At 60.3% G+C, this 26,553-nt stretch carries 21 protein-coding genes and 1 pseudogene; 10 read left to right on the top strand and 12 right to left on the bottom strand.

The genetic code is table 11. The features are described 5' to 3' along the window. Nucleotides 1–6 precede the first annotated feature (6 nt). Genes ACMVPR_RS02690 through ACMVPR_RS02655 form a run of 8 tightly spaced genes read left to right on the top strand, consistent with a single transcriptional unit; the run spans nucleotide 7 to nucleotide 9,320 of the window. Nucleotides 7–1,965: a dipeptide ABC transporter ATP-binding protein gene (locus ACMVPR_RS02690; RefSeq protein WP_416881597.1), complete on the top strand. Its 1,959-nt coding sequence runs from the start codon at nucleotides 7–9 to the stop codon at nucleotides 1,963–1,965. Beyond that, nucleotides 1,955–3,202: an MFS transporter gene (locus ACMVPR_RS02685; protein ID WP_416881596.1), complete on the top strand. Its 1,248-nt coding sequence runs from the start codon at nucleotides 1,955–1,957 to the stop codon at nucleotides 3,200–3,202. The genes ACMVPR_RS02690 and ACMVPR_RS02685 overlap by 11 nt, the downstream gene beginning before the upstream one ends. 25 nt (nucleotides 3,203–3,227) lie before the next feature. Then, nucleotides 3,228–4,451, top strand: a complete 1,224-nt coding sequence (locus ACMVPR_RS02680) for an MFS transporter (RefSeq protein WP_416881595.1) — start codon at nucleotides 3,228–3,230, stop codon at nucleotides 4,449–4,451. 28 nt (nucleotides 4,452–4,479) lie between these two features. Then, complete coding sequence (locus ACMVPR_RS02675) at nucleotides 4,480–5,244, top strand: cysteine hydrolase family protein (protein ID WP_416881594.1); 765 nt, start codon at nucleotides 4,480–4,482, stop codon at nucleotides 5,242–5,244. A gap of 48 nt (nucleotides 5,245–5,292) precedes the next feature. Beyond that, nucleotides 5,293–5,826 (top strand): permease, encoded by a 534-nt coding sequence (locus ACMVPR_RS02670; protein ID WP_416881593.1) that lies wholly within the window; start codon nucleotides 5,293–5,295, stop codon nucleotides 5,824–5,826. Next, nucleotides 5,823–6,323 (top strand): hypothetical protein, encoded by a 501-nt coding sequence (locus ACMVPR_RS02665; RefSeq protein WP_416881592.1) that lies wholly within the window; start codon nucleotides 5,823–5,825, stop codon nucleotides 6,321–6,323. Before ACMVPR_RS02670 ends, ACMVPR_RS02665 begins: the two co-directional genes overlap by 4 nt. 13 nt (nucleotides 6,324–6,336) lie before the next feature. Then, entirely contained in the window at nucleotides 6,337–7,050 is a 714-nt protein-coding gene (locus ACMVPR_RS02660) for an isochorismatase family protein (protein WP_416881591.1), read from the top strand. After that, a complete protein-coding gene (locus ACMVPR_RS02655; RefSeq protein WP_416881590.1) occupies nucleotides 7,047–9,320 on the top strand; it encodes a xanthine dehydrogenase family protein molybdopterin-binding subunit in 2,274 nt (757 codons plus the stop codon). Before ACMVPR_RS02660 ends, ACMVPR_RS02655 begins: the two co-directional genes overlap by 4 nt. A gap of 3 nt (nucleotides 9,321–9,323) precedes the next feature. On the opposite strand, the gene ACMVPR_RS02650 is transcribed toward ACMVPR_RS02655, so the two are convergent. From ACMVPR_RS02650 to ACMVPR_RS02615, 8 genes and pseudogenes are all read right to left on the bottom strand, one after another. Further along, nucleotides 9,324–9,542 (bottom strand): cupin domain-containing protein, encoded by a 219-nt coding sequence (locus ACMVPR_RS02650; RefSeq protein ID WP_416884605.1) that lies wholly within the window; start codon nucleotides 9,540–9,542, stop codon nucleotides 9,324–9,326. Then, on the bottom strand, nucleotides 9,458–9,934 hold the full coding sequence (locus tag ACMVPR_RS02645; RefSeq protein WP_416881589.1) for a helix-turn-helix domain-containing protein: 477 nt from the start codon (nucleotides 9,932–9,934) through the stop codon (nucleotides 9,458–9,460). Before ACMVPR_RS02645 ends, ACMVPR_RS02650 begins: the two co-directional genes overlap by 85 nt. A 1,102-nt stretch (nucleotides 9,935–11,036) precedes the next feature. Continuing rightward, nucleotides 11,037–12,464, bottom strand: a complete 1,428-nt coding sequence (locus ACMVPR_RS02640) for an aldehyde dehydrogenase family protein (protein ID WP_416881588.1) — start codon at nucleotides 12,462–12,464, stop codon at nucleotides 11,037–11,039. Nucleotides 12,465–12,480: 16 nt separating this feature from the next. Further along, nucleotides 12,481–13,662, bottom strand: a complete 1,182-nt coding sequence (locus tag ACMVPR_RS02635) for an iron-containing alcohol dehydrogenase (RefSeq protein ID WP_416881587.1) — start codon at nucleotides 13,660–13,662, stop codon at nucleotides 12,481–12,483. 58 nt (nucleotides 13,663–13,720) lie between these two features. Next, nucleotides 13,721–15,793: an ABC transporter permease gene (locus tag ACMVPR_RS02630; protein ID WP_416881586.1), complete on the bottom strand. Its 2,073-nt coding sequence runs from the start codon at nucleotides 15,791–15,793 to the stop codon at nucleotides 13,721–13,723. After that, the gene (locus ACMVPR_RS02625; protein WP_416881585.1) at nucleotides 15,790–16,872 is read right to left on the bottom strand and encodes a quaternary amine ABC transporter ATP-binding protein; all 1,083 of its coding nucleotides are present in this window, start codon (nucleotides 16,870–16,872) and stop codon (nucleotides 15,790–15,792) included. The genes ACMVPR_RS02630 and ACMVPR_RS02625 overlap by 4 nt, the downstream gene beginning before the upstream one ends. A 133-nt stretch (nucleotides 16,873–17,005) precedes the next feature. Next, complete coding sequence (locus ACMVPR_RS02620; RefSeq protein WP_416881584.1) at nucleotides 17,006–17,953, bottom strand: ABC transporter substrate-binding protein; 948 nt, start codon at nucleotides 17,951–17,953, stop codon at nucleotides 17,006–17,008. Between the two features lie 180 nt (nucleotides 17,954–18,133). Beyond that, a pseudogene (locus ACMVPR_RS02615) lies at nucleotides 18,134–19,732 on the bottom strand (GMC family oxidoreductase N-terminal domain-containing protein); the annotation flags it as partial. Between the two features lie 218 nt (nucleotides 19,733–19,950). Here ACMVPR_RS02615 and ACMVPR_RS02610 point away from each other — a divergent pair. Together ACMVPR_RS02610 and ACMVPR_RS02605 are read left to right on the top strand one after the other, a co-directional pair. Then, nucleotides 19,951–21,150, top strand: a complete 1,200-nt coding sequence (locus tag ACMVPR_RS02610) for a mandelate racemase/muconate lactonizing enzyme family protein (RefSeq protein WP_416881583.1) — start codon at nucleotides 19,951–19,953, stop codon at nucleotides 21,148–21,150. A 244-nt stretch (nucleotides 21,151–21,394) separates the two neighbouring features. Further along, entirely contained in the window at nucleotides 21,395–22,189 is a 795-nt protein-coding gene (locus ACMVPR_RS02605; RefSeq protein WP_416881582.1) for an alpha/beta hydrolase, read from the top strand. Between the two features lie 3 nt (nucleotides 22,190–22,192). Here the strand turns inward: ACMVPR_RS02605 and ACMVPR_RS02600 are convergent, their stop codons facing one another. The 4 genes from ACMVPR_RS02600 to ACMVPR_RS02585 all read right to left on the bottom strand — a co-directional run bounded on the left by ACMVPR_RS02600 (nucleotide 22,193) and on the right by ACMVPR_RS02585 (nucleotide 26,548). Further along, nucleotides 22,193–22,813 (bottom strand): TetR family transcriptional regulator C-terminal domain-containing protein, encoded by a 621-nt coding sequence (locus tag ACMVPR_RS02600; protein ID WP_416884604.1) that lies wholly within the window; start codon nucleotides 22,811–22,813, stop codon nucleotides 22,193–22,195. A 233-nt stretch (nucleotides 22,814–23,046) separates the two neighbouring features. After that, nucleotides 23,047–24,672: an ABC transporter ATP-binding protein gene (locus ACMVPR_RS02595; RefSeq protein WP_416881581.1), complete on the bottom strand. Its 1,626-nt coding sequence runs from the start codon at nucleotides 24,670–24,672 to the stop codon at nucleotides 23,047–23,049. A 3-nt stretch (nucleotides 24,673–24,675) separates the two neighbouring features. Beyond that, the gene (locus tag ACMVPR_RS02590; protein WP_416881580.1) at nucleotides 24,676–25,590 is read right to left on the bottom strand and encodes an ABC transporter permease; all 915 of its coding nucleotides are present in this window, start codon (nucleotides 25,588–25,590) and stop codon (nucleotides 24,676–24,678) included. Between the two features lie 4 nt (nucleotides 25,591–25,594). Continuing rightward, on the bottom strand, nucleotides 25,595–26,548 hold the full coding sequence (locus ACMVPR_RS02585) for an ABC transporter permease (RefSeq protein WP_416881579.1): 954 nt from the start codon (nucleotides 26,546–26,548) through the stop codon (nucleotides 25,595–25,597). Nucleotides 26,549–26,553 lie beyond the last annotated feature (5 nt).

Genomic DNA, 26,553 nt, shown 5'->3' with positions numbered 1-26,553 from the left:
CACGCCATGACGTTCCAGTCCGAGCTTGAACCGACGCTGCTTGAGGTGCGTGAGCTACGCACGGAATTCGCCACCCGCGGCGGATTGGTGACGGCTGTGGACGGCGTTTCTTTTGCAATCGAACGCGGCGAGCGTGTCGCAATCGTCGGCGAAAGCGGCTCCGGCAAGAGCGCGATGGCCATGTCGCTCCTCCGGCTGTTGGCGCATCCGGGCCGGATTGCCGGGGGACAGGTGCTGCTCGACGGGCAAGACCTCTGTGCGCTGTCCGAGCACGAATTGAATGGCATCCGCGGTCGAACTGTTGGCACCGTCTTCCAGGACCCGATGTCCTCGCTTGACCCGGTGATGACGGTTGGCCGCCAGATGGTCGAGCCGATCATGCGCATGCTGAACCTCGACCGCGAGGCTGCGCGGGCCGAAGCAGTACGCTGGCTTGGCAAGGTCGGCATCCCCGACCCAGAGCGGCGCATCGACGCCTATCCCTTCGAGATGTCCGGCGGGATGCGGCAGCGCGTCATGATCGCAATGGCGCTATCGTGCCAACCCCGGCTGGTGATCGCGGACGAGCCGACCACGGCGCTCGACGTGACCATCCAGGCGCAGATCGTTGCGATGCTCAAGGACCTGACACAGGAAGCCGGGGCGGCGATGATGTTCATCACCCACAACCTTGGCCTTGTGGCGCGCTTCGCACATAAGGTGGCCGTGATGTATGCTGGGCGGATCGTGGAATTTGGCCCCGTCGACGCGATCTTCGCGACCGCCCAGCACCCCTACACCCAAAGCTTGCTGCGCACGATCCCGAGCGTCGACGCGCTGCGAGACACGCGCCTGCCACAGATCCCAGGTGTCCCGCCCGATATGCGCCGCAAACCCGAAGGCTGTGCCTTTCGCGCCCGTTGTGCGGTGGCCAGCGCCCGATGTGCACGAGAGGCACCTCTGCTCACGCAGCGCGGCGGCGGGCTTGAAGCGGCCTGTTGGGTTGCGGGTGGCCTGACCACAACGCCCGAAGCACCGCAGGCACGTCGCACCACAGTTCAGGCCGAGGACCGCGTCATCGTCGAGATGAACAATCTTGTGAAACATTTCGACCAATCCGGACTCCTGACCTCCCGCCCGCCAGTGCGGGCGGTCAATGGCGTGAACCTGCGCGTCCGCAAGGGCGAGACGCTGGGCATTGTGGGCGAGTCGGGATGCGGCAAATCCACCGTCGCACGTCTGCTGCTGGGCCTCGAGAAACTCACGTCGGGTGAGATTTTCGTCGACGGATTGGCGCAGATGGTGTTTCAGGACCCATCCTCGAGCTTCAATCCCAAGATGACTGTTGCCCGCATCATCGAGGAACCGCTGGCCGTCCAGCGCTGGGGCGATCGCGAGGAACGCCGCGACCGCGTGGACGAGTTGATCCGCCAGGTCGGGCTCGACCCGTCCTTTCTGAACCGGTATCCAAGTCAGCTTTCCGGCGGCCAGCGCCAGCGGGTCGCCGTGGCGCGCGCGTTGGCACTGAAACCCTCGGTCGTGGTGGCGGATGAACCGACATCGGCGCTGGATGTCTCGGTGCGCGCGCAGATTATTAACCTGTTGGCGGATCTCAAGGCGGATCTCGGCATCAGTTTCGTCTTCATCAGCCACAACCTGCTGACGGTGCGTTACATTTCAGACCGGATCGCAGTCATGTATCTGGGCGAAGTGGTCGAATATGGCCCAGCTCAGGACGTTTTCGACAGGCCGATCCACCCGTATACGCGCGCACTGATCGACGCCGTGCCGATCCCCGATCCACGGCTCGAGGCGTCGCGCATCAACGCGCCCCTCAAGGGCGACCTGCCCAGTCCGTTGGACCTGCCAAAGGGATGCGCGTTCGCCTCGCGCTGCCCGATGGTTACCGAGCGGTGCCGCAGCGAGAAACCCCTGCTGCGCAAACACCGCACCTCACAGGAAGCAGCCTGCCATTATGCAAACTGATCGTTTCGCGCTCTTCGGGATCTTTGGCGGTTTCGCGTTCTTCGCCATCACTGCCCTCGCCCAGCCATTCTTTGCACTCTACGCGGCCGAGCTTGGTGCATCGACCTTCGCCATCGGCGCGATGGTGACGCTCAAGGCGCTCTTTCCGCTCTTCATCGCAATGCCGGCGGGGCAGCTAATTGACACGTTGGGGCCGGTGCGGATGCTGCAAGCCGGGTCGGTCCTCTTGCTGGCAGGGCTTGTGTGCATGGTCCTCGCCACGGGGCTCTGGCTGCTCGCGCTGTCGCAAGTGCTACTGGGTGGCGCGATCGTTATCATGGCTTCGGCATTCCAAGTCCTTGTCGCAAAGGGCAGCCGCGAAAGCCGCAACGAGGCGATCAAGCGGTATTCGATGTGGATGTCGGCAGGCAGTATGGTCGGCCCACTGATCGGCGGCGTCATCGCCTCGACCCAGGCTGATCCTGCAGAGGGGTACCAACTCGCCTTCATCACCTCAACCGTTGCGACGCTGGTCTTCATGCTGGTTCTGACGGCGGTTGCACGGCGTTATCCGCATCCGGATCCACAAGCGGCCGAGATCCGCACCCGCGATGTATTCCGCCCGTCGGGCATCACTGGCAGCTACCGAAGCGGGATGCACCTTGCACATCTGCCCCCCGTCCAGTTCGGGCTCACGGCGACCTTCCTCATCATGTTCATCCAGGCTCTCTATATGAGCTTCTTGCCGCTCTACTTGGCTGAGAATGGCTTTTCGACGATGCTGATCGCCGTCACCGTATCGCTCAAGGGCCTTGCAGGCATGCTTTCGCGCTACGGGCTCAACCTTCTCACGCGCCGCTTTCGGCAGGAATCCATCCTGATGGGCGCAGGGTTGATCTCGGCGCTCTGCGTGCTGGTCACACCTCTCGCGGTAGGATCGCCGGTTACGATGCTGATGCTCGCCGCAGTGCTGGGTGGGGCTGTCGGAGTCAACCTGCCTGTCAGCATCATGGTCATGGTTGATGCGGTAGGCGACGGCCAGCGCGGCAAGCTGATGGGTCTGCGCCTCCTGTCGAACCGTGTATCGCAGATCGTCAGTCCGTTGACTTTCGGCCTTGTCGGCAGCGCGTTCGGCCTCACGGCTGCGTTCTGGAGCGCGGGTGGGCTGTTGGTCGCCGTGTTGGGAGGCTTCACGGTCGTCGCCCAACGCAGTCTGCGCCGCAACGAAGGCAGACCGGCCCAGGAGCCAGCAGAGTGAGGCGGTATGCGACAAGGCGTCGGTCATGACCTTGATCTCTCCTCTGAAACCAGCACCGCCGCGTTGGTCCGAGGTCCTGCGCGAGGCGCCGGCCTTTCCGGTGATCCTCGTCACCGTGGCAGGGCACATGGCGTTGTTCGGGATGCTGACGCCAGTCATGGCGACCCACGCGCAGAGCTTCGGCGTGCCAAGCTGGCAGATCGGGCTGATGATCACACTTTTCGCCGCGGGTCGGCTGGCGGCAGACCTGCCCGCCGGAGTCCTCGCTGGGCGTTACGGGCTGCGGATGCTACTGGTCGGCGGGCCTCTACTTTGTGGATTGGGCGGGCTGATCGGCGGGCTGGCCACGGATTACCCGACCGTGCTGGCTGGGCGAACCGTGCAGGGCGTTGGCTCCGGTCTCTATATGACCGCCGCGACAATCGCGGTCGCCCGCATGAGCAGCGCAAGTTCACGCGGCAAGCTTATGGCGATGCATCAGGGGGCGATGCTGGTGGGTGCCGCCATCGGGCCGAGCCTCGGTGGCTGGACCGCCGCGCTCTGGGGCGCCGAGGGTCCGTTCCTGGCCGGTGCTGCGATCGGCTTTGCCACCGCGCTGGCCGCGGCCGTCATGATGTCGGAGCCTCATGGCGACGCCAATCGCCGGGGCCACGGGCCTGTTGCCTCGCTGCTGCGCTCGGCTCCCTTTGTTGCAGTGCTGGCGGTGAATTTCACCACCTTCCTCACCCGCACTGTCGGACATTGGCAAATCCTGCCGCTGATGGCGGTGGAACAATTCAACTCCGGACCCGAGGATATCGGTCTCGCGCTAACCCTCTCGGCACTGGGAACATTCGCCGTGCTACCGCTGGCCGCGCGTCTGATCGAGCGCACGCCACGCGTTCCGCTGATCACCCTGTCGCTGTTGGCCTCGGCCGCCTGCCTGGGCGTGGTCGTGGCCGCACCAGATATGTCGACGCTGATGTGGGGCATGGTGGCCATGGGCGCAGCGACCGGTATCGCTGGACCAGCCGTCGCCGCCTATGCCGTCGAGATCACCGATCCCGCCGATCACGGCCCCGCCATGGGTGCGCTGCGCTTTGCCGGAGACATGGGCTATCTCGTCGGCCCGCTTTCTTTCGGCTTTATCATGGACTTGACCGGCCTCAGCCAGTCCGGTGGGCTGGCGCTCAACGCCGCCCTCGTGGCCATGGCGGCGCTGCTGTTTCTGGCAGCGCATCGCGGCTCATCCGCTCCCCGATATGACTGACACGCAACACCTACAAAGGAGAAAGACCATGACTGAACGCATCTGGGACACCTACCTGACCGAACGCGACAAGGCGGTATTCGCTGCTTCCGGCTTCGGAGCAATGGCCGATTGGGGCAATCGGCCTGCCCTGCTCATCATCGACGTGAACTATGCCTTCTGCGACGAGGAACCGAAGCCGATTCTCGAGTCGATCACGAAGTGGCGCACCTCCTGCGGTGAAGACGCCTGGGAGGCCATGCCGGTGCTTGAAAAGCTCATCGACACTTGCCGGGGCAAAGGCATCCCGGTGATCTATACCACCGGCACCCGCCGCGCCGACAATTGGGACAGCGGGTCTTGGAGCTGGAAGAACAGCCGCCGCAAGGAAGAGGCGCGCGCGCCGATCCTGACCACAGACGGGCGTGACGGGAACGAGATCGTGGACGCCATCGCTCCCGGCCCGCGCGACCTCGTGGTGCGCAAACAAAAGCCTTCGGGTTTCGCCGGCACGCCGCTGCACAGCTACCTCCAATTGCTGGGTTGCGACAGCGTGATCGTCACCGGCACAACCACCTCGGGCTGTGTAAGGGCGACTGTTCTGGATGCCTTCTCGCTCAATTTCCGGGTGACGGTGGTGGAGGATGGCTGTTTCGACCGGAGCCAGGCGAGCCATGCGATCAACCTCTGCGACATGCACGCGAAATATGCCAATGTCCTGCCGAGCACGGATGTGATCGACCATCTCAACACACTTTCTCAAGGCATGTTCGACCTGCCCTCCGGTGCCGGGATGGCCACGGCCGCGGAATGAGCCATCGGGGCGCGATACCCGCGCCCCGTCCACCAAGGGAGCCTAGACTTGCGCCTCAAGACTTCTGATCTCGTGTTCCTCGGCCTCGCCTGCGCGGGTGGGTTGACCTGCTGGTATCAGGGGGGCTGGTCCCTCGTGTTCGCCGGGATGACCGAAGCGGCGGGCCTTTTGCTCATGGTGCTGCCGCAGCTTGCAGCAGGGCTGCTGATGGGCGGGCTGATCGCGCGGCTGGTCAGCCGTGAAAAAGTGGCCGCGCTCCTCGGATCGGAATCGGGCTTGCGGGGTCTTGTCCTTGCCTCCGCAGCCGGGGCGATCACACCGGGCGGACCGTTTACCTCGTTCCCCATTGTGCATGCACTCTGGGTGGCGGGTGCTGATGCCGGGGCGTTGATTGCCTACCTGACCGCGTGGGCGCTGATCGGTCTCAACCGCTTGATCGTCTGGGAACTGCCTTTCATGGGAGTCGAATTCACGCTGATCCGCGTGCTCGTATCCCTGCCGCTGCCAATCCTCGCCGGGTTGATCGCGCGCTTTCTTGTCCGCTCGCCTTTGCTTGCGATGAATAAGGCCCCCGCAGAATGATCGCCGCGGCCATCGTCATCTGGGCCATAGTCGGTGCCCTTGCCGTCCCGGTATGGAGGCGTGAAGGCGCATATGGCCTCGCCGAAGCGGGGCGGACCGCCTTTGACACAGGCCGTGCGCTGATGATCCGCTTGCCGCTGGCGCTGCTGGCGGCCTCATTTCTGATGCAGGTGTTGCCGGTTGCGGCCCTCGTGCCTGTCATCGGCCCGCAATCAGGGTTGAGCGGCATCATCCTCGCCTCGGTGATTGGCGGGTTGATGCCCGGCGGCCCGATGACCTCCTTCCCGCTGGCACTGGTCGTACTTCAGGGCGGCGCAGGGGTGCCGCAGATCGTGGCGCTCATCACCGGCTGGTCGGTTTTCGCGCTGCACCGTGTGCTGGCCTACGAGGCGCCGCTCATGGGCTGGCGCTTCGTCGCTCTGCGCCTTGTCTCAAGCCTGATCCTGCCTGTCGCTGCCGGTCTCGGGGCGCAGGCGCTTCTCAACCTCATTCAATGAACAGGAGACGACCATGACCCCCGACTGTTTTGAAGACCATTGCTGGAAAGACGTCGTTCCTGATGATCTGATCAAGATTTATGAACCCTACCGGCGCGAGACCTTTGTCGGTCCGAACCCCGCCCTGCTTCTGATCGACCTCTACAACATGGCGTATCGCGGCGGCGCTAAGTCACCGCTGGAGTTGCAGGACGATTACCCATCAAGCTGCGGGGTCTACGCCCACAACGCCATAAAACCGACCAAGCGCCTGATCGCTGCCGCACGCTCTGCCGCGATCCCCATTTTCTACTGTTTCGGCGATACCCGCCCACAAGCGGCACCCAAGCGCGTCGGCGCCACCCACCGCAAAGGCGTGAAGCGAGATCCGGCGGATTTCGAAATCTGGCCCGACTTTGCGCCCCAACCAGGAGACATCCTGATCCCCAAGCAGCGCGCCAGTATCTTCGCAGGCACGCCTCTGATCTCACATCTTAATATTCTCGGGGTGCAGAGCGTGATCGTCTGCGGCGAAAGCACGTCGGGCTGTGTACGCGCCTCCTGCGTCGACGCCTATTCCAATGGATTGCATGTGAGCCTGGTCGAGGAGTGCACTTACGATCGGCATGAACTGGTGCACAAAATGAACCTCTTTGACCTGCATCACAAATATGCCGACGTCATGGCGGTGGACGAGGTTGCCGACCATCTGGGCACTCTGCCCGGGATGCAGAACGCAGCCGAATGAGCCTGATCGGCCGTTCGCTGCCACGACGCGAGGATGAAGCGTTACTGCGCGGGCAAGGACGCTTTGCCGATGACCTTGCCCCGCGAGACGCCGCTCATCTCGTGTTCCTGCGCAGCCAGGTCGTGGCCGGGCGCATCACGCGATTGGATTGGACGCAGGCGGCGGCGATGCCGGGTGTTCTTGCCGTTGTGGATGCAGAGGCGTTGGCAGCGTCGGGTGTCGCGGCCTTTGCGGCTCCGCGTCTGCCTGCCGACCGCCTGGACGGTGCGCCGCATCTGCCGGACTATCCGTGCCTTGCATCGGGTGCCGTATATCATGTTGGCCAGCCGGTGCTTGCGCTGGTGGCTGAAACAGCAGGTCAGGCGCATGATGCGTTGGAAATGGTGCACCTCGAAATCGAAGACGCTCCGTTCGTCACTGACCTGCGCCGCGCAGCGACCGGCCCCGCCGTCTGGCCCACGGCACCGGAAAACCGCATCTTCCGCTTGCAACTTGGCGATGCCGAGGCCGTCGGATTGGCGATGGAAAAGGCGGCACATCGGGTCAGTCGCCGCCTGTCCATCAGCCGGGTGACTGCGGCACCGATGGAACCGCGCGCAGCGCTGGCCAAGTGGGACGGCATGCGCTTCACTTTGGCCTGCGGAACGCAATCCCCGCACCGGCTGGCCGAAGCACTCACTGCGCAGATGGGTACGCCAGTGCGGATCGAACCGGTGCATTGCGGCGGCTCCTTCGGGATGCGCAACGGCGCGCTTGCGGAATACGCACCCCTGCTCTGCGCGGCGCGACTTTTGGGCCGCCCTGTGCGTTGGACAGCCACCCGCTCGGAATCCTTCCTCGCAGACCCGCATGCGCGCGAGCAGATCGTGGACGCGACGCTTGCCGTGGATGACAGTGGGCAATTCCTAGGCCTCGAACTTCAGATCACAGCTGGCGTCGGTGCCTTTGCAGGGACCGGCAGCCTCATGCCGATTTTCAACAACCTGCCGTCGGTGGCCGGGGTCTACCGTCTACCCGCGATCCACGCAGTGGTCGAGGGGCTGCACCTGAACACCCAGACACAGGCCGCCTATCGTGGCGCCGGGCGCCCGGAGGCGGCATTGATCATCGAGCGGATGATCGACTTGACCGCGCGCCAAACCGGCATGGATCGCATTGACCTGCGGCTACGCAACATGATCCGGCCAAAAGACCTTCCGCACCGGACACCCTTGGGTCATGTCTATGATTGCGGCGATTTCCCAGCCCGGCTGAACGAGGCTCTTTCCACCGCTGACGTCTCAGGTTTTCCCGCCCGACAGAACGACGCACAGCAACGCGGACAGTTGCGCGGGCTCGGGATTGCCTGCTGCATCGAAATTGCAGGTGGACCGCCAGGCAAGCCGATGCCTGAATTTGCCGGCCTGCGTCTGTCGGCTGAAGGTGGAGTACTGCATCTTGGCACGGGCGATGCCGGTCAAGGGCATGCGACAACGTTCGCTCAGATCGCGGCCGAAGCGCTTGGCCTGCCAGCCGACCGTTTCACGCTGGTATCCGGTGACACGGATGCCGTGGAAAATGGTGTCGGGACTTTTGGCTCGCGGTCGGTCGGGGCAGCAGGCAGTGCGCTACGCGGTGCCTGCGCCGATGCGCTGGACGAACTTCGCCCCCATGCCGCGCGTCTGCTTGACTGCATGCCGGACACGCTCGACTTCGCAGACGGCACGTTCTTGGTGTTGGGCACCAACAAACGCATGACGCTGCAAACCCTGCTCGATGAAACGGGACTGACACTGGAAACCAGACGTTTCGAGGCGACCGAAGGGCCGAGCTATCCGAATGGCTGCCACGTTGCCGAGGTGGAGATCGACCCCGAGACCGGCCGTCTCACCCTCTGTCGGTATATTGCGGTCGAGGATATCGGGACTGTCGTCAATCCGAGGCTCGCCCGAGGACAGATCATGGGCGGCGTCGCACAGGGTTTTGGGCAAGCGGTGATGGAAGCGATCGAGCATGATCCAGAAACGGGCCAACCGCTGACCGGCTCATTCATGGATTACGCGATGCCGCGCGCGGACAATTTGCCTTTCATCAACATCGTTTTTTCGGGAAACCCCACGACAAAGAACGCGATCGGGAGCAAGGGCGTCGGAGAAGCAGGAACAGTTGGCGCGCTGTCCGTCATGGCCTCGGCTGTTGCGGATGCGCTTGCACCACTCGGCATCGACCATGTCGACATGCCCACCACGCCCGAAACACTCTGGCGCGTGATCCAGAGCGCGAAGGGTTGAAATCTACATCGTCGGGGGCGTGTTCACCCAGAGCGCGCGGACCATTTCGTCGCCGGAATTGGCATAGCGGTGATCCAGTGTGGACCGGAAAAAGATCATGCCCCCTGCCGCCACTGGGTAGATAGTGTCCTGCACGATCACATCGAGCGTGCCGTCGAGAACGAAGATGAATTCCTCGCCTTCGTGCCGGAGAAACCGCGGCTGTTCCGCACCCGTCGCCAAGTGCAAAAAATTGACTTGCAAAAGGCCCGACCTGTCAAATGGCAGGATTTGTCGAACCAGACCACCCGGCTTTCGTCCTCTTCGGCTTGGTTGGGCAGCTTTGTGAACCGCTCGGGCGGGAACACGGTCACCGGATCGGCGTCAGTGTCTTCCTCGTCGAGGATCAGCAGGTCCGGCACGGTTGTCTCGAGTGCATCGGCCAACCTGTGCAACATGGCCAATGACGGCGACAGGCGGCTGTTCTCGAGTTTGGAGATCATACTTTCGGAGCATTCCACCAAATCCGCCAGCTGCCGCAGCGTATAGCCCTTCATCAGGCGCGCGTGGCGGATTCGGTGCCCATGATGGGATATCTTCCGGCGAGACCGCGCGGATTCGTTAGCATCAGACATTGGCAATGTTACTTTCAAGTGGGTTCGCCGAAGCGCCGAGTCATTCGCAAATACTGGCTCTTGGTGGGAAAATTCAAGTGCCTTGACATCTGATCAATCCACAATATCGCCCCCACGTGGATTCCTTCCGAGTAAGCGTGAAGCAAGACTCTTGAAGTCGATCATGATGTCGCGCACCCCTTTCAGCCGTTCAGGCTCACGAACACGGCAGATAAGTGCGGCAAGCTGTCATACCGATCAACAGGCCGAAAGAGCGGACCGTCCACAAATCGCGCTCTAGTTTCGCCGAAATACCATACCTAGTTTGTGCAGGATGAGCAGTACGAGCGAATGAACCCTAATCAACCACCGCTGGCCAACAAACTCAATAAAGCACTGGAGAGACCGATGTTTTTCCGCGCACCGCATGGCCTACGAAGCAGCGCGAGTTCACGCGATCGAAACGTGAACATGTGCTGCACACGACGCCCTTCAACCTATTGAAATCTTATCTAAATCGTCACCATCCATCATCGGCGTACAAGATAATCTCGCTGCCGCAGTGGCTGCGTTGTGGGGCATTCATAATTGTCCTATGGTCCGCGATCCGGTTTTCAGGACCATGTTGCACACTTACTGCACACGAATTGGGGCAGTCTAGCCCCCCGCGGGTGAAGACAGGCAAACGGCGGTGTTTGGGTGGGTTTGTGAACCTGCCCCTCCTTCTCCATCGCACGATCCAGACCGGACGCGACCGTCAAGAAACGTTTGCGAAGTTGCGCGATCCCCTGCGCATTTCACGTGCATACCACCGCCTTGCTGATTGCTGCCAAATCAGTTTCGCTCCGCTCCTCCATCATGCTAAACAGCTGCTCGTTAGTAGTTCAGATTTCTGCAACGTCATGCGGTCATCCTTTGACGGGTTGCGGACCATTTCCAGGGCAGCAGATCCGGCACCCAGAAGGCTGTCGTGCCGGGTAACCGATTACAGCTTAACGAGGAATTGGCGCACCAACTGTCCGAGCATGCGTTGCAGAGCCACTCCGCCAAATGGCAAGCATGGAAGGCATCAACCCTCTGCAGTGCCGGACGCAAACCAATTGATCGCCGCGTTTATTGTTTCTCATCCAAGGCCGTGCAGCGTCTTGGTTTCCAGATAGTCCTCCAACCCCATCAGACCCCCTTCCCGGCCGTTGCCGGACTGCTTGTAGCCGCCGAAGGGCGAACCGTAATTGAAGCCACCGCCGTTGATATGGATTGCCCCGGCGCGCAGCTGTCCAGCGACGCGCAGCGCCCGCTCGGGATCGCCAGTCTGTAGATAGGCAGCAAGTCCATAGGGCGTGTCGTTTGCAATAGCGATTGCCACTGCCTCGTCTTCGAACGGAATGATTACGAGCACGGGACCGAAAATCTCTTCCTGGGCGATACGCATATCGTTCGACACATCGGCAAAGATCGTGGGCTTGACGAACCATCCGGTCGTGACACCCTCGGGCTTACCAAGGCCACCGGCCAGAAGCCTTGCCCCCTCGGCAAGCCCAACTTCGATCATGGATTGCACCCGATCGAATTGGATCTTGTCGAAGAGCGGGCCGATATGATCGCCGTCTTGTGCGGGGTCGCCGACAGCGATGCTTTCGGCGGTTCTCTTAGCGATGCGCAGCGCGTCGTCATAGCAGGCGCGCTCGACCAACAACCGGGTTGGCGCGTCACAGGACTGACCCGTGTTGAACATGCATTCGCGCACGGACTCTGCCACCCGTGTCTCGAGATCGCTGTCTGCGAACACCAGATTTGGCGACTTGCCGCCCAGTTCCAGCGTCACGCGCTTGACCGTTTCGGCGGCGTCGCGTGTGACGGCGATCCCGGCGCGGGTCGATCCGGTAAAGGACATCATCTGGACGTCGGGGTGACGCGACAGGGCGGCCCCCACCGTGGGGCCATCCCCGTTCACCAGGTTGAAGACCCCTGGCGGATAGCCTGCCTCGTCGATAATCTCGGCATAGACCATCGCCGAGATCGGTGTGTGTTCCGACGGTTTCAGGACGCAGGTCGATCCTGTGGCCAGAGCCGGTATGACCTTGAGCGCAATCTGGTTCATCGGCCAGTTCCAGGGCGTGATCAGCCCGCAGACACCGATCGGTTCACGCAACAGAACATCGCCATTGGCCAGCACCTGGCGCTCATCCAGCTGTTCCAGCGCGTCGATAAAGCCTTGCAGATGGCCGATGGCCGCGTCCGCCTGCGCGGACCGCGCCATTGTGATCGGGGCACCCATCTCCATCCGCATGGCCTGCGCCAGATCCTCAAAGCGCCGTTCGGTCGCGGCCTTCAACCGATGTAGAAGATCGAGCCTGTCTGACTTTGACGTGGTGGAGAAGGCCATAAAGGCCGCCTTTGCAGCCGCCACGGCGCGATCCACGTCCTGCGCGTTGCCCATAGCAACGGTGCCGATCTGTTCCTCGGTCGCCGGGTTCAGAACCGGCAGAGTTTCGGTGGATAGAGGATCGACCCATTGCCCATCGATGTAGAATTTAGTCAGGTTCAGCATTCTTCCCGCCCTACTGTCAGCGCGCATGCGCGATGGCTTTTTCGATCATCGCTTGCACTTCGGCCTGTGTCGCCACACGGGGGTTGGTGCGGGCGGCACTGTCTTTCAAAGCCTTGTCCGCAATCCTTGCGGCACAATCCGCAGGCACGCCGATCTCGCCCAGAGACTTCGGAATTTCAGTCTGGTCGAGCATGGTTTCCACGGCTGCAATGAAGCCTTCGACGGACGTGTCGGACAGGTCCATCGCCTGGGCCATGCGGCGCACCTTTTCTTCCTGGCCCGGCAGGTTAAAGCGTAGCACGACGGGCAGAAGGATGGCATTGGTCAGGCCGTGTTGCGTGTTGAATTCGGCTCCGACCATGTGGGAAATCGCATGGACCATGCCGAGACCCTTCAGGAAAGCGATCCCGGCAAGGCTGGAGCCGACCAGCATCCCCCCCCGTGCGGTCAGGTTCTGTGGCTCATCTACGGCGACCGGCAGCCACTTTGCAATCAGGGCCAGCCCTTCCAGCGCCAGGCCATCGCACAACGGGTTAAAGCCCGGCACGAGATAGGCCTCGATCGCATGAACCAGCGCATCCGCCCCGGTCCAGGCCGTGAGCGTGCGAGGAAGGCCAACCGTCAGTTCCGGGTCCAAGAGCGCCAGAGCCGGCTTCAGGTCCGGGTGCCAGACGCAAAACTTCATGCCCTTGTCCGCGTGCGTCACCATGGCGGTGCTTTCGGTTTCGGCACCGGTACCTGCGGTTGTCGGAATGGTGATCAGGGCCGGAAAGTTTTCACCCTGCCCGATAACCGGCACAGGCTGTTCGAATTCAAACGCCCAGAGGTCATGATCGTTGTTGGCCGTCAGGCAGATAGCTTTGCCGCCATCCATGGCGCTCCCGCCGCCGATCGCGATGACTGCATCATGACCGCCCGCGCGGAACGCCTTGCGCCCCAATCCGATTTCGCTGTCCACCGGATTTGGGGAAATGTCCGAAAAGATTGTCGCGCTAAGCCCTTCATTCTCAAGCAAGGATTGAAGTTGACCGATAAAGGGCAAGTCACGGCTGCCGCGATCAGTCACGATCAGCGGATTGCGGATACCAAGTTCTATACAGCGACGCCCCATCTCGGCCAATCGTCCCGGACCATAGGCAATCGGGACCGGAAAATCCCAGTCGTGTGCGGCCAGCATCGTCGGATCATCTGTTTTCATTGTCTTGGGGTCCTTTTGTGAAGCGCGCAGCGCCTGCATTGGGTGGAAGGAAGGGCCATTATCCGGGGCCGAAACCGAGGGCTGACTGGCGCTTTCGGCTCCAACCGTTTGTCATTCGGTCGGCGATGATGGCGATGACCGCCATAGCAAGGCCCGCGATCAGGCCCTCACCCACGTTGCCGTCGGTCAGAGCGGTGTAAACGGTTTGCTCCAATCCTCCCGCACCCACGAGCGCGGCAATCACGAGCATGGCGATGCCGTAGAGAATTGTCTGGTTCAGGCCCAGCATTATGACCGGAAGTGCCAGCGGAATCTGCACCTGCCAAAGCATCTGGCGCGGCGTTGTCCCGACCATCCGCGCCGCCTCGATCACAGTGTCCGGCAAGCTGCGCAACCCGTGTTCGGCGTAACGAATCGCGGGAACAATGGCATAGGCGATGACCGACAGAAGCGCGGTGAAGTCTCCAATCCTGAAAACCATCACGAAAGGGATCAGGATCACGAATAGCGGCATGGTCTGCAACGTGTCGTTGATCGGGCGAACGAAAGCCGAGACCCTGTCATTTTGGGCGGCCCAGATACCGATGGCGGTGCCAAGCGTGAATGCGATCACCACGGCGATCCCGCAAAGGTATATCGAGAGCACCGCGGCAGGCCAGTTGCCGGTCACGAGTATGAAAGCCAGACCAAGAACCGTGCCAAACGAAAGGACAACGCCACCAATTCCATAGGCCAAGAGGGCTAGGAGCAGGATGAGGGCCGGCCACGGCAAGCCGGTCAGCCCAAAATAATATACAACGGCAAAGACGAGGATTGCGATGCCTACCTTTGGCCCCCGACGTGTCGTTGACCAAAGGGCAAGCGCGACCGTGCTCAGGGCAAAGGCGAGTGAGTGTGCAGTGGTCAGCGAAAAACCCCAGGTAAAGGGGCTGACCGCGCCTTGCAGACCGATCTTCACGGGCAGCATCACGAAATAGAAGGCCGCAGTCTTGATCATTTCGATCTGTGTGCGAAACGTGGTGATGAAGCCGCTCAGAGCCTCGTTCATGACAGGCGCGGGGTTGAAGCGATACGCTTCCGGCCAATCGTTCAGTATCGGAGCCACGAGAGACGCGGCGAAAATCACAATGCCGCCCAAAGCCGCGATGATCCAAAGGTGCCGATGGTTTCGCGGCATGCCATCCCGGTCCGAGCCATTTGCCAGACCGCTTGTTACGCGATCGATCACCATGGCCATCAGTGCGATTACCAGACCGACCAGAAGGCTTTCACCGAATTGAGCCTTTCGGATTGTTGACAGCACCTCCCAGCCAAGGTCTGCCGTGCCGCCGATGATGGACGCGATAATCACCATGCTCAACGACGCCATCGTCGCCTGATTGACCCCCAGAAGAAGCTGTCGCCGCGCCGAGGGGACGCGGACCTGCCAGAAGAGCTGCCGAGACGTCGCGCCGGCCATCAGTCCGGATTCAATCACCTCCGGGGCCACGCGGCGCAGCCCGAGGATGGTGTTGCGCACCATCGGGGGAAAGGAATACAGGATGCTCGCGATCAGCCCGACCACCGTTCCAAAGCCGAACAACATCAGGATCGGAAGCAGGTAGGCGAATGTCGGGACTGTCTGAAGCAGGTCCAGCGCAGGCATGATGATCCGCTCTGCACGTGCCGAACGGAACCCCCAGACGCCGATTGCAAAGCCCACCAGAATTGCCGAAGGAACAGAGATCGCCACCAGAGACAAGGTGTTCATCCCAGCATCCCAGTAGCCGATGGCAAGCATGTAAACCGACGCCCCAAAGGTGAATAGTGTCAACCGCCAGCCCGATGCAGCATAGGCCACCAGGCAAAACACGAACATGGTCACAGACCAAGGCAACGTCTGCAGCACCTGCTGCACAGCCTTGATCGGGAAGCCCAGAAGAAGGGATATGACTTGGAAAACCGGGGAAAACTGTCCGACGATCCAGTTGGACAAGGCGTTCAGGACGTCTGCAAACGGCACGACCCATGTTTCAGGGTAGCGCGCTAGCCAGTCCAGATGATCCTGCATGAAAACGCCGGTCAGGGTCAGCACGATTGCGCCAAGCCACAACACCGTGGAGCGATCAAGCCGATCCTTCATCTTCTTCATGCGCGCCCCGGGGGGTTAGTGGGCATGCAGCCACGGGCCAGCGATGCAGCAAAGCTTCTGGCGGTTGCAATCCCAAGAACGGCACCATCGGTGCCTTCGACAACGACGCCGGCTGCTGCGCTTGCCAGATCGGTCAACAGGCTTTCAACCAGCACATCTGCGGGAACCCGACGCAGGCCGTCCAAAGGCCCGTCAGCCGGTTCCATGATGTCGCGCGCGCACATGATGCGTTCCCATGGAACGTCCTGCGTGAAGTCGCGGATATAGTCGTCCGCCGGGTTCAGGATCAGATCAATGGGTCGTCCGATCTGCACCACGGCACCGTCGCGCATGATGGCCATGCGGTCGGCGATCCGGAGTGCTTCCTGGAAATCATGGGTGATGAAGACGATGGACTTGCGCAGTTGCGACTGAATGCGCAGGAATTCGTTCTGCATCTGCTTGCGGATCAAGGGATCTAGCGCCGAAAAGGGTTCGTCCAGGAACCAGACATCAGGTTCAACCGCGAGCGACCGGGCGATGCCCACACGCTGCTGCTGACCGCCGGACAACGCATTTGGAAAGTCGTGTTCGCGACCTGCGAGCCCCACCAGATCGATCACACGCGCGGCACATGCATACCGATCGTCCGCGCGCATGCCTTGCAGCTTGAGGGGGAATGCGATGTTATCGATCACGTTGAGATGCGGCATCAGGCCAAAACTCTGGAACACCATGCCCATCTTGTGGCGGCGAATTTCGATCAACTCGGCGGTCGACTTTTTCAACAGATCCTCACCGTCAAGCAGGATCTCACCCGCCGTAGGCTCGACCAACCGGGACAGACAACGCAGGATGGTCGACTTGCCCGATCCCGACAGCCCCATGATCACGAATATCTCGCCCTCATGGACGTCAAAACTGACATCGGCATTGGCAACGATGTGCCCTGCGGCGCGGATTTCGGCCGCCTGTGTCGCGGCATCGCGCCCCGGTCCCGATGTGGCCTCAAAGAACCGATCCGGGTCAGCCCCATAGACCTTCCAGACGTTCCGGCAACACAATCTGACCGGGGCCGGGTCGGCAGTCGTGTTTGTCATGGCGGGCTCCTGTTGGATCGAAGGCACAACGCGCGATGCGGACGGTCGGCCATGGGTGCACGGCTTTCGACGATATCGGGTCGAAACCATGCTGGGCGGACGTCTTCGGCCGTTTGTGCAAGGGTGATCGATGCTATTGCAGGGCCTGCTCGATCCAGGGCTTCCAGGTGGCTTCGTTCTTTGCCACCCAGTCGGCCGCGATGTCTTCGACCTTGGCGCCCTGGGTATCGACAGCAAGAATAGCCGCGTTTTCGTCGGCGTTTGTCAACGTCAAAGCGGACAGCATCCGGAACGCGGCCGGCCATTCGGCTTCGAACCCTCCCCAGACAACTTTGTCAGCTGTCGCCTGTTGAAAACCACATGCGGTTTCGCGTTCTTGGCTCTCCTCCACACATTCGCCCTCGATCGGGTTCCACTCGACGAAGTTCAGCTCGTACTGGCTGAAAATCCAGTGCGGTTGGTACATCATCATGAGGATGGGCTGTTGCGCATCGATGGCCGAGCGAAGTTCCGCAATCATCGCCCCTTCGCTGCCGCCCGCGATCGGCTCGAGTGGCATGTCGATCGCGGCCACGAGATCCCTTGATCTGGTGCCCCAATCCGCCGGATAGGTGATCAAACGCCCCTTGGGAAAGGTCTCTGGGGCCGCAAAGGCCTGCGCGCAGTCATAGAGCGCCGTATAATCTGGAAGACCGGGGCAAGCCGCCTCCATGTAGGGCGGATAGACCCAGCCTTCCTTGAGATCGAGGCCGAGGCTGCCCAGATTCACGACTTCTCCGGCGGCCAGTGCTTTGGGATAGATATCACCGACATTGTTGCTCCAGACTTCGGAGACGAAATGCAGGTTGCCTTGTTGCAGGCCGACATGTTGTGGAAGGGCACCGGCGCTGACATACTCGACAGTATATCCCATCTCTTGCAGCAAGAGCCCCGCTACGTTCGCCGAGAAAAGCTGACCTGTCCAGTCGTTCAGAACAACCTTGATCGCATCGGTGGACTCGGGAACGGATTGCCCGGAAGCAACGGATGCAGACGCGATAAGGGTTGTGGCAACCAAAGCTGACTTGAGTGTCGACAACATGATTTCCTCCCAGAAATTGGTGTTTTGGCCTCCGCCTTAAGTGGCAAAGATGTTTTTTCACACTTAACTTACCAATGGTCAGTTTTTAATGTCAAGGTATTGCTTCTTGACTGCCATGATTATACTGCTTCGCTCAAAACCTGCGTTTTGATTAGTCCCTTGGCTGCGCTGGACTCCTCAGCACTGCGATATCGCGGCTTGCTCATTGAACCAGACGTCGGGATCGTCCCGCATCGGGGGCACGCGGCCTAGAATGTCATCGCTCAGCTTTTCGGCCAGCATGATAGTAGGGGCATTGGTATTGCCATTGGTGACAAAAGGCATGATCGACGCATCGACCACCCGTAGCCCAGACAGCCCGTGGACCTTTCCGCTTTCGTCAACCACGGCTCCCGTGTCGGTCGAGGTGCCCATGCGGGCGGTGCCGCACAAGTGCCATTGTGTGGTCGTGTGCGCCTTTAGAACGTGATCGAGGTCTTCGTCTGATTGGACAGTTGGACCAGGAAAAATCTCAGGTCCCTTCAAATCGGAAAACGCCGGTTGATCGACGATTTCCCGGACCAGCTGAATCCCCTTTCTCATCACGTCGCGGTCGCGGGGATCTGACAGGTAGTTGACCAGAATGCGCGGCGCATCGTCCGGGTTCGACGATCGCAGCTCTATCTTGCCACGGCTAAATGGGCGCATCAAACCGACATGGATTTGAAAGGCGTGTTCCTGAAGCGGTGTCCAACTGGCGTCGTCCATCGCGATCGGCGACAGGATGACTTGCAAATCAGGATAGTCGACGCCCTGCCCCGACCTGATGCAACCCAACCCGTCAAACGTGTTCGAGGCTGCGATGCCATCGCGCGTTGTGATCCACTGAAGGCCTGCCGCAAGCTTGCCCAACGGCTTTGTCTTCGGCCAGAGCGACACCGGTTGCTTGCAGCTGAATTTCAGCACGAAATCAGGATGGTCGTTCAGGTTCTGGCCGACACCGGGCAGGTCACACAGCAGGTCAACCCCCGTATCCGCCAAATGATCGGCCGGGCCGACCCCCGAGACCATCAACAGATGCGGTGTCCCGACCGCACCTGCGCTCAAGACGACCTCTTTGGCTGCATTGGCCACGACGATCCTGCCCTTGCGAGTTCTTGTAGGCAACTCCCGTGGCCCTGTTTCCATGAAACACCAGATGATGCGCTGTTGCCCTTGTCTGAATTGTCAGATTGGGTCGACTGCGCACGGGGTCCAGATATGCGCGAGCCGAGCTCCACCTTTCGCCGTTGAAAATCGTTCTTTCGGCAACGCCGAACCCCTCCTGCCGATATCCGTTCAGATCGTCCGTGGCCGGGTAGCCTGCCTCTTGCCCGGCCCTGAGAAAGGCCAGCGTCAGCGGATCGCTGGGATTAGCCCGCTGAACGTGCAGCGGGCCGTTATCGCCACGAAACGCGTCGCCACCCGCACTGTAGCTTTCCATCCGTTTGAAATAGGGCAGCACATCGGCATAGCCCCAGCCCGGACAGCCTGCCTGCCGCCAGCCTTCGTAGTCCAATGCATGTCCCCGGATGAACACCATCCCATTGATCGAGGAGGAGCCTCCGATAGTCTTGCCACGGTCATGCCTTATCTTCCGTCCGTTAAGCGATGGTTCGGGCTCGCCCTGAAAAGCCCAATTGTGCCTGGTGCTTTGCAGGTTCGTCAAAAGTGCTGCTGGAATCTTTAAGGATAGTGCGGTGTTGTCGGGGCCTGCTTCCAGCAGCAAGACTCGATTGCGTGGATCGCTGGTCAAGCGATTGGCCAGAACGCAACCGGCCGATCCTGCCCCCACGATGATGTAGTCGAATTTCATGTCACCGTTCCTGCATAACTTGGCCCGCCCCACAGACCCGCGCCGCACAGAGGGGTATGGTGATAGGCGCCATTCACACCGACACCTACTCATAAAAACTTACTTATTGTCAATAAACCCACCATTGGTTAGTTTATTCATACGCACTTTCTGGACGCGCTAAATGCAGCCACTCGCCCGTCGCCTCTTGGTCTCATCATCTTCAAATTGGCAAGCGCCTACCGGGTTAGCAAACGTCGTGCTGGCGCAGGTCGAAACCTGGATCACTGCCCCAGCGAAGGGCGGAGGAGGTTGGAGTGAAGTAAAACCCTGCCTACTGCTTCGTGTAACCACGGACGGCGGAATAGCAGGCTGGGGCGAGTTGTTTGTTCTGCCCTGTCGCGAGAAAGCCGTCGCAGAAATCATTCATGCGCTTGGCCAAGTGGCGGCTTCGCTGCAATCTGCATCTCCCTGGGCGTTTCGTGCCATGGCGCTTCAGATCGCCTCAAAGCATCGTGGTCTGGACTTCTCTGCCGCAACGAGCGCGTTGGAAATGGCATTGTGGGACATTCACGCAAAGCTTGCGGAGAAACCGCTTTGTGACGTTCTTGGCGGGGACCACAGGACGCCCCTGCCGGTTTACGCGAATATCTGGAGCGACACACAATGGGACGTCGGTTCCTTGGCTATTCGGGCCTCCGATCTGGTCGCTCAGCGATATTCAGCGGTGAAGGTCCATCCCATGCTGAACCATTCGGCACCGCAGGCCGTGGACGTCGTGCAGCAGGTGCGCAATGCCATCGGCGATGGGACCCATCTCATGGTTGACATGGACAGCCAAGACGACCTCGAGACATCGCGTTTTGTCGCTGAACGGATCGAAAAATACCGTCCCTACTGGTTTGAAGAGCCGGTCGACGGCCAAGACATCGAGGCCCTGTCTAGACTGCGCAAGACAACAGGAATGCGGATCGTAACCGGTGAAAAGAACTGTGGCCTGTCGCACTTCCGCTCGGTTCTGGCGGCCGACGCCGCAAATATCCTGAACCCGGACATTGCCGGTATGGGCGGCATTCTGGATATGCTTGAACTTGCCGAGGAGGCCGACCGCCAAGATGTCGGAATCTCTCCGCATTGCTGGAACTCAATGACGGTTGCGGCGGCAGCGATGCTGCATATCTGCGCGGCGATCCCAAACGCCGAGATGGCAGAGATATACCCGGAATACATTGAACCTGGTACCGGGTACGCGACCACCGGTTTTCGCGTGGACGGCACGCATGCTCATCTGTCCGGACAACACGGGCTTGGTGTCGAGATAGACACGGGAGCCTTGCGCAAACTTTCCGAACATTTTCAATCAAGTCGCCCGACTGCGGGATGATCGACACGATGGCCCCGAGGTCTAAACCACAGATCCGCACCTAAGCATTTCATGACCACTCGTCAGTTGTCTTTCAAACGCAAGTCAATCGCCTTTGGCCGACAGGCACAATAACAACGGGATCCCAATCATGTCGCCCTTCCCACATCTCAGCGACGCGGCCCTGAACTTTCTCGATCAAGGCGTTCGAGCAAGAGACAGATCGGCTCGAAACCTACCCGCCTTGCGGGCAAAAGCGAAGGCGTTGGCCAATGCCGAAGCTCCACGCATATGTCAGGAGCATGGCGTTAAGCTAGATGAAGTGACACTTGGCGGGGTGCGCTGCCTGGACGTGTGCCCAACAGCCCTGCGGGTTGACTGGCCTATACTCTATGGTTTTGGCGGTGGGATGGTCGAAGGAAGCCCGATCGAAGACCTGCCGATTATTGCCCCAATTTCGGCCCTGACCGGTGCAAGGGTCATTGTGCCGGACTATCGGCTGGCACCCGAACATCCCTGGCCCGCAGCCCTGGACGATGGCTTTACGGTCTACCAGGTCCTTGCTGATCGGACCTTTGCAATCGTGGGGGAATCTGCAGGGGGAAACCTGTCGCTCGCTTGGATGCTAAAAGCGAAAGCGGAAGGATTGCGCTTGCCCGGTGCTGCCGCCCTTCTGTCGCCGTGGTGCGACCCGAGCAACGCAGGCGATAGCCTGACCTTCAACGATGGCCGCGACCCCACATTGACTCGGCGCAATTCGGATATTGCGGCAGGCTATTATGCGGGGACCAACAATATGGATCAGCCGTTGATTTCACCGATCAACGGCATGTTCGATTCTGGCTTTCCTCCGGTCTTGATTAGCACAGGAACCCGCGACCTGCTGCTCAGCCAAGCGGTACGGCTGGCACAACGGTTGCGCGACAGCGGAGCGAGGGTCGATGTGCAGGTGTGGGAAGGACTATGGCACGTCTTTGAATGGTATGAAGACTTGCCCGAGGCGCAACAGTCTATCCGTCAGATCGCAGACCACCTAACGCGGGTCATGGCCGGTGACTGACCATCAGCGTGCAATTGCGGTCTCAAGAAATGCACGCGTTCCCAATGCGATACGTGCCACGTTCTCGATCTTTTCGCGTGCAGCCCGATGCTTTTGGATGCTTTCTTCATCCATTGGCAGAAACCGCATCAGGAAATACTCTAGGTCGCCGATTGCACGGTCTCTATCGAGCGGTTCGACCCGCGAGCCAACCCGCACCCAGATGCCGTCAATCAACAAGTTGAGTTGGCGCGCGATGATCTTGGCTTCATCTATTGCAACAAAGTGCTTCAACTCATGCGAAAAATTACTGGACACGCGCGCGTAGTTGGCAATCTGCACGCGTTGGCATGACCTGTTATGGGGAACCTCTGCCATAAGCGACACCCATGCCTGGCAGACTGCCTGATTGAAGATCGACTCATGGAAATTCGCGATGATGATGGCCCAAAGCCGCTCATAGGGTGTCTCAGCGTGCCGGTAAAGTTCGACCAGCGACGTGCTGAGCATTCCGTTGGTTCGGCGGATTACGGCCTCAAGCAAAGTGCTCTTGTCTTTGAAATGATGCAAGACGACACCCTTGGAAACGCCTGCAATCTCGCCGACCTTCTCAAGTGTCGTCCCACGGAGTCCATAAAGGACCACAGCATCGAATGCCGCCTTTGAGAGTTCGGCACGTCGGATGGTACGGATCGACCTTGATCGCAATTGGTAGTTTCCTTTGTCAGTTTTTATCTGCGGACCGAAAATCCGAGAGATTTAACTTTGTCTGACCAAGCTAGTCAGAAACTTACCGAAAGAAAAGAACCCGACTGCGCCGTCGCTACGATAGTCTTCCTAGCGTATCGGTTCTCGACCTGCGCAAAGCACCGTGTGCTTCAAACATTTGGAGTCAAGCCCGAGCGCGCAACCAAGAGGCGGTTGAGCCAGTCAGGATCCATTTCCGGAACTGACGAGAGCAGAAGCCTTGTATAATCCTCCTGCGGATCAGCAAATATCTCCGCTTTCGCTCCATGCTCGACCACGGCACCCTGCTGCATCACTACCACCTCATCGGCGATGGATTTCACCGTGGCCAAATCATGGGTAATAAACATGTAGGCAAGGTTGAACTCGCTCTGCAGTCGGTCAAGCAGCTTGAGGATGCCCTCTTGCACGATCTGGTCCAGAGCACTGGTCACCTCGTCGCAGATGATAAGCTGCGGTTCAGCAGCAAGGGCCCGCGCGATGCCGATGCGCTGTTTCTGCCCACCCGAAAGCTCGGATGGAAAGCGATCGATGTACTTGTCGGGTTCCAGTTCAATCAGCGCCAGAAGGTCGCGGATGCGCGTGTCCAGTGCCTTTCCTTTCAGCCCCAGATACATCTCTGCCGGTCGACCGATCAACTCGCGCAGGCGAAGCTTTGGGTTCAGAGCGGTGTCGGCCATCTGGTAGATCATCTGGCACTGGCGAAGTTCATCGCGGGCGCGGGCCTTGAAGCTGGCTGGCAACGGTTTGCCATTGAAGAGGACCTCGCCCTCTCGTGGCGGTAAAAGACCTGTGATGACCCGGGCGGTCGTTGACTTGCCCGATCCGCTCTCACCTACTACAGCCACGGTACGTCCGGCGTGGATGTCAAAGCTGATATTTCTCAGCACATCCACCGCTCCATAGCCTGCGGTCACATTGCGCACCGAGACCACCGGCGTTCCGCTTGCCGGAGGGTGTTCAGCGCGGGCAAAGCTGCGCACGGCCCAGAGGCTGCGGGTATAATCCTCACGCGGGGTGGCCAGCATCGAGCGGGTGTCGGCCTCCTCCACCTCATTGCCCCTGAGCAGAACCTTGATGCGGTCGGCCATCTGGGCAACGACGGCAAGATCATGCGTGATATAGATCGCCGCCGTGCCGAACTGCCGTACGATGTCGCGGATTGCGGCCATGACCTCAATCTGGGTGGTAACGTCAAGCGCAGTCGTTGGTTCGTCAAAGATGATCAGGTCCGGACGGCAGGACATCGCCATGGCGGTCATCGCTCGCTGTAGCTGCCCACCTGAGACTTGGTGCGGATATCTGAAACCGATCTCATCCGGATTGGGCAAGCGCATGCGACGGTAGAGTTCTACCGCGTCGTCTTCGGCCTTCTTGCGCGGCATGACACCATGCACGACTGGCGCCTCGCTGTACTGGTCGATCAGCTTGTGCGCAGGATTGAAGCTCGCCGCTGCCGATTGAGCGACATAGGCTATACGCTTGCCGCGCAGTCCCCGCTTTAGCGTTTCGGGGGCGATCCGCAGGTCGATCCCGTCAAAGTCAATAGTCCCGCCCGAGATACGACAGCCGTCCCGGGCAAAGCCCATTGCAGCCAGACCCAGCGTTGACTTTCCAGCCCCGGATTCCCCGATGAGGCCCAGCACCTCGCCTTTGTTCAGGGTAAGGTCCACACCCTTGACAATCTCATGCCAGGCGTCACCAGAGCGGCCTTCGATCTTAAGGCCCTCGATGGTCAGAAGCCTTGTCGTTTCCATGGCCTACTCCTTCAAACCGCTGGCGCGGTGCAATTGCCAGTCCACCACGAAGTTCACCGCTACGGTCAGCAGCGCGATGGCCCCGGCGGGCAGCAAGGGGGTGATGTCGCCAAAGGTAATCAGCGTCGCGTTTTCACGTACCATGCTGCCCCAGTCGGCGGTCGGTGGTTTGATACCAAGGCCAAGGAACGACAGCGCCGAGATTGACAGGAACACAAAGCAGAACCGAAGGCCAAACTCGGCCACCAGGGGTGCCATCGCGTTCGGAAGGATTTCCCGACGGATCAGACGCCACATGCCTTCGCCCCTGAGGCGAGCAGCCTCGATATAGTCCATGACCACGATCCCTTGGGCGACCGAGCGCGCCAGACGGTAGACGCGTGTGGCATCAACAGCCGCTATGACGAGGATCAGAGTCAGGACCGATGTCCCGAAGATTGTGAGCAGTAGCAGCGAGAAGATCAGGGCTGGAATGGCCATCAACGCATCAACAAAACGCGACAACGATTGGTCGAGCCAGCCTCCGACGAGCGCCGCCCATATTCCAAGGAACGACCCCACAAAGAACGCAAGCGCAGTGGTGGCAAAAGCGATGCCCACGGTATTTCGCGCGCCATAGATCAGCCTGGTCAGCATGTCACGGCCCAGCTTGTCGGTGCCGAGATAGTGGGGGGATGCCCACGGCAAGAACTGGGCGCCAAGAACCTCACTCTCGCCGTAAGGGGCAATCAACGGGGCAAAGACGGCGACAAAGATATAAAACAGGATGACCGCCAGTCCGAAGGAAGCCGTCAGCGGCATGTCGCGGAAGGTTGGTTTGTGATGGGCCGGAGCCACCGCCTGCAATGCGGAGCGAGCGGCAAAACCGATCATGAAGAACAGAACCAGTCCGACGATTATGGAAATCAGTATGGTCATGCCCCTATTTCCTGTGCATCAAGCGCGGGTTGGTGATCGTCGAGAGCACATCCGCGAGAAGGTTGAGAAGGACGTAAGCCGAGGCGAAGATCAGCGCGATGGCCTGCACCACGGCGATGTCGCGATTGGACACGGCGTCAATCATCAACTGTCCGAGGCCCGGGTAGACAAAGACCACCTCAACCACCACGACGCCGGTGATCAGGTAGGCAAGGTTCAGTGCCACCACATTGATGATCGGGGCCAGCGCGTTCGGCACCGCGTGGCGCAGCACGACACGCATCGGTGACATACCCTTCAGACGCGCCATCTCGATATAGGGGCTGGCCAGCAGGTTTATGATCGCGGCTCTGGTCATCCGCATCATGTGGGCTGTGACGACAAGGGTGAGGGTCAGCGCGGGCAAGAAAGCCATGTACAAGAGATCGCCCGTCGTCGTGCTTCCCGTGATGCGCACCATCGACGGGAAGAGGCCCGATTGCGCCAACCACAAGATCAGAGTGTAGGCCACGAAAAACTCGGGAAAGGAAATCGCGGTAAGGGCCAGTGCGTTCGATGCACGGTCAAAAATCGAATTGCGCCAAAGGGCAGCCAGAACGCCAAGCAGCAGTGCGAAGGGAACAGCCAGGGCCGCCGCATACAATGCCAGGAAAAGCGTGTTTCCTAACCTTGCGCCAACCAGTTCCGAGATCGGTTTTTGTGTCGCCATCGACATCCCGAAATCGCCCTGCAAGACACCGGCCAGCCAGTTCCAGTAGCGCAGCGGCGCCGGATCATTGAGGCCAAGCTGCTCGCGAAGTGCTGCAAGTGTTTCTTCGGTGGCCGACTGCCCAAGCAACTCGCGTGCGAGGTCGCCCGGCAAAAGCTCCGTCGCCCCGAAGATCACCACAGAAATGATGAAAAGGGTCAGCAGGCCCAAAAGCAGCCGCTGCCCGATCATTCGCCAGATCTCGTTCATTTTAT

This window comes from Marivita sp. (assembly GCF_048006345.1).
Lineage (GTDB): Bacteria > Pseudomonadota > Alphaproteobacteria > Rhodobacterales > Rhodobacteraceae > Marivita.
The sequence above is the reverse complement of the archived record's forward strand: the minus strand, read 5'-3'. Positions and strand labels throughout refer to the sequence as shown.

What these genes read in the sequence shown, in the direction of transcription:
- ACMVPR_RS02680 (WP_416881595.1), top strand. Translation starts at nt 3,228, where the DNA reads ATGACCTTGATCTCTCCTCTGAAACCAGCACCGCCGCGTTGGTCCGAG.
- ACMVPR_RS02655 (WP_416881590.1), top strand. Translation starts at nt 7,047, where the DNA reads ATGAGCCTGATCGGCCGTTCGCTGCCACGACGCGAGGATGAAGCGTTA.
- ACMVPR_RS02660 (WP_416881591.1), top strand. Translation starts at nt 6,337, where the DNA reads ATGACCCCCGACTGTTTTGAAGACCATTGCTGGAAAGACGTCGTTCCT.
- ACMVPR_RS02665 (WP_416881592.1), top strand. Translation starts at nt 5,823, where the DNA reads ATGATCGCCGCGGCCATCGTCATCTGGGCCATAGTCGGTGCCCTTGCC.
- ACMVPR_RS02585 (WP_416881579.1), bottom strand. Translation starts at nt 26,548, where the DNA reads ATGAACGAGATCTGGCGAATGATCGGGCAGCGGCTGCTTTTGGGCCTG.
- ACMVPR_RS02690 (WP_416881597.1), top strand. Translation starts at nt 7, where the DNA reads ATGACGTTCCAGTCCGAGCTTGAACCGACGCTGCTTGAGGTGCGTGAG.
- ACMVPR_RS02685 (WP_416881596.1), top strand. Translation starts at nt 1,955, where the DNA reads ATGCAAACTGATCGTTTCGCGCTCTTCGGGATCTTTGGCGGTTTCGCG.
- ACMVPR_RS02630 (WP_416881586.1), bottom strand. Translation starts at nt 15,793, where the DNA reads ATGAAGAAGATGAAGGATCGGCTTGATCGCTCCACGGTGTTGTGGCTT.
- ACMVPR_RS02610 (WP_416881583.1), top strand. Translation starts at nt 19,951, where the DNA reads ATGCAGCCACTCGCCCGTCGCCTCTTGGTCTCATCATCTTCAAATTGG.
- ACMVPR_RS02625 (WP_416881585.1), bottom strand. Translation starts at nt 16,872, where the DNA reads ATGACAAACACGACTGCCGACCCGGCCCCGGTCAGATTGTGTTGCCGG.
- ACMVPR_RS02645 (WP_416881589.1), bottom strand. Translation starts at nt 9,934, where the DNA reads ATGTCTGATGCTAACGAATCCGCGCGGTCTCGCCGGAAGATATCCCAT.
- ACMVPR_RS02595 (WP_416881581.1), bottom strand. Translation starts at nt 24,672, where the DNA reads ATGGAAACGACAAGGCTTCTGACCATCGAGGGCCTTAAGATCGAAGGC.
- ACMVPR_RS02675 (WP_416881594.1), top strand. Translation starts at nt 4,480, where the DNA reads ATGACTGAACGCATCTGGGACACCTACCTGACCGAACGCGACAAGGCG.
- ACMVPR_RS02635 (WP_416881587.1), bottom strand. Translation starts at nt 13,662, where the DNA reads ATGAAAACAGATGATCCGACGATGCTGGCCGCACACGACTGGGATTTT.
- ACMVPR_RS02620 (WP_416881584.1), bottom strand. Translation starts at nt 17,953, where the DNA reads ATGTTGTCGACACTCAAGTCAGCTTTGGTTGCCACAACCCTTATCGCG.
- ACMVPR_RS02590 (WP_416881580.1), bottom strand. Translation starts at nt 25,590, where the DNA reads ATGACCATACTGATTTCCATAATCGTCGGACTGGTTCTGTTCTTCATG.
- ACMVPR_RS02640 (WP_416881588.1), bottom strand. Translation starts at nt 12,464, where the DNA reads ATGCTGAACCTGACTAAATTCTACATCGATGGGCAATGGGTCGATCCT.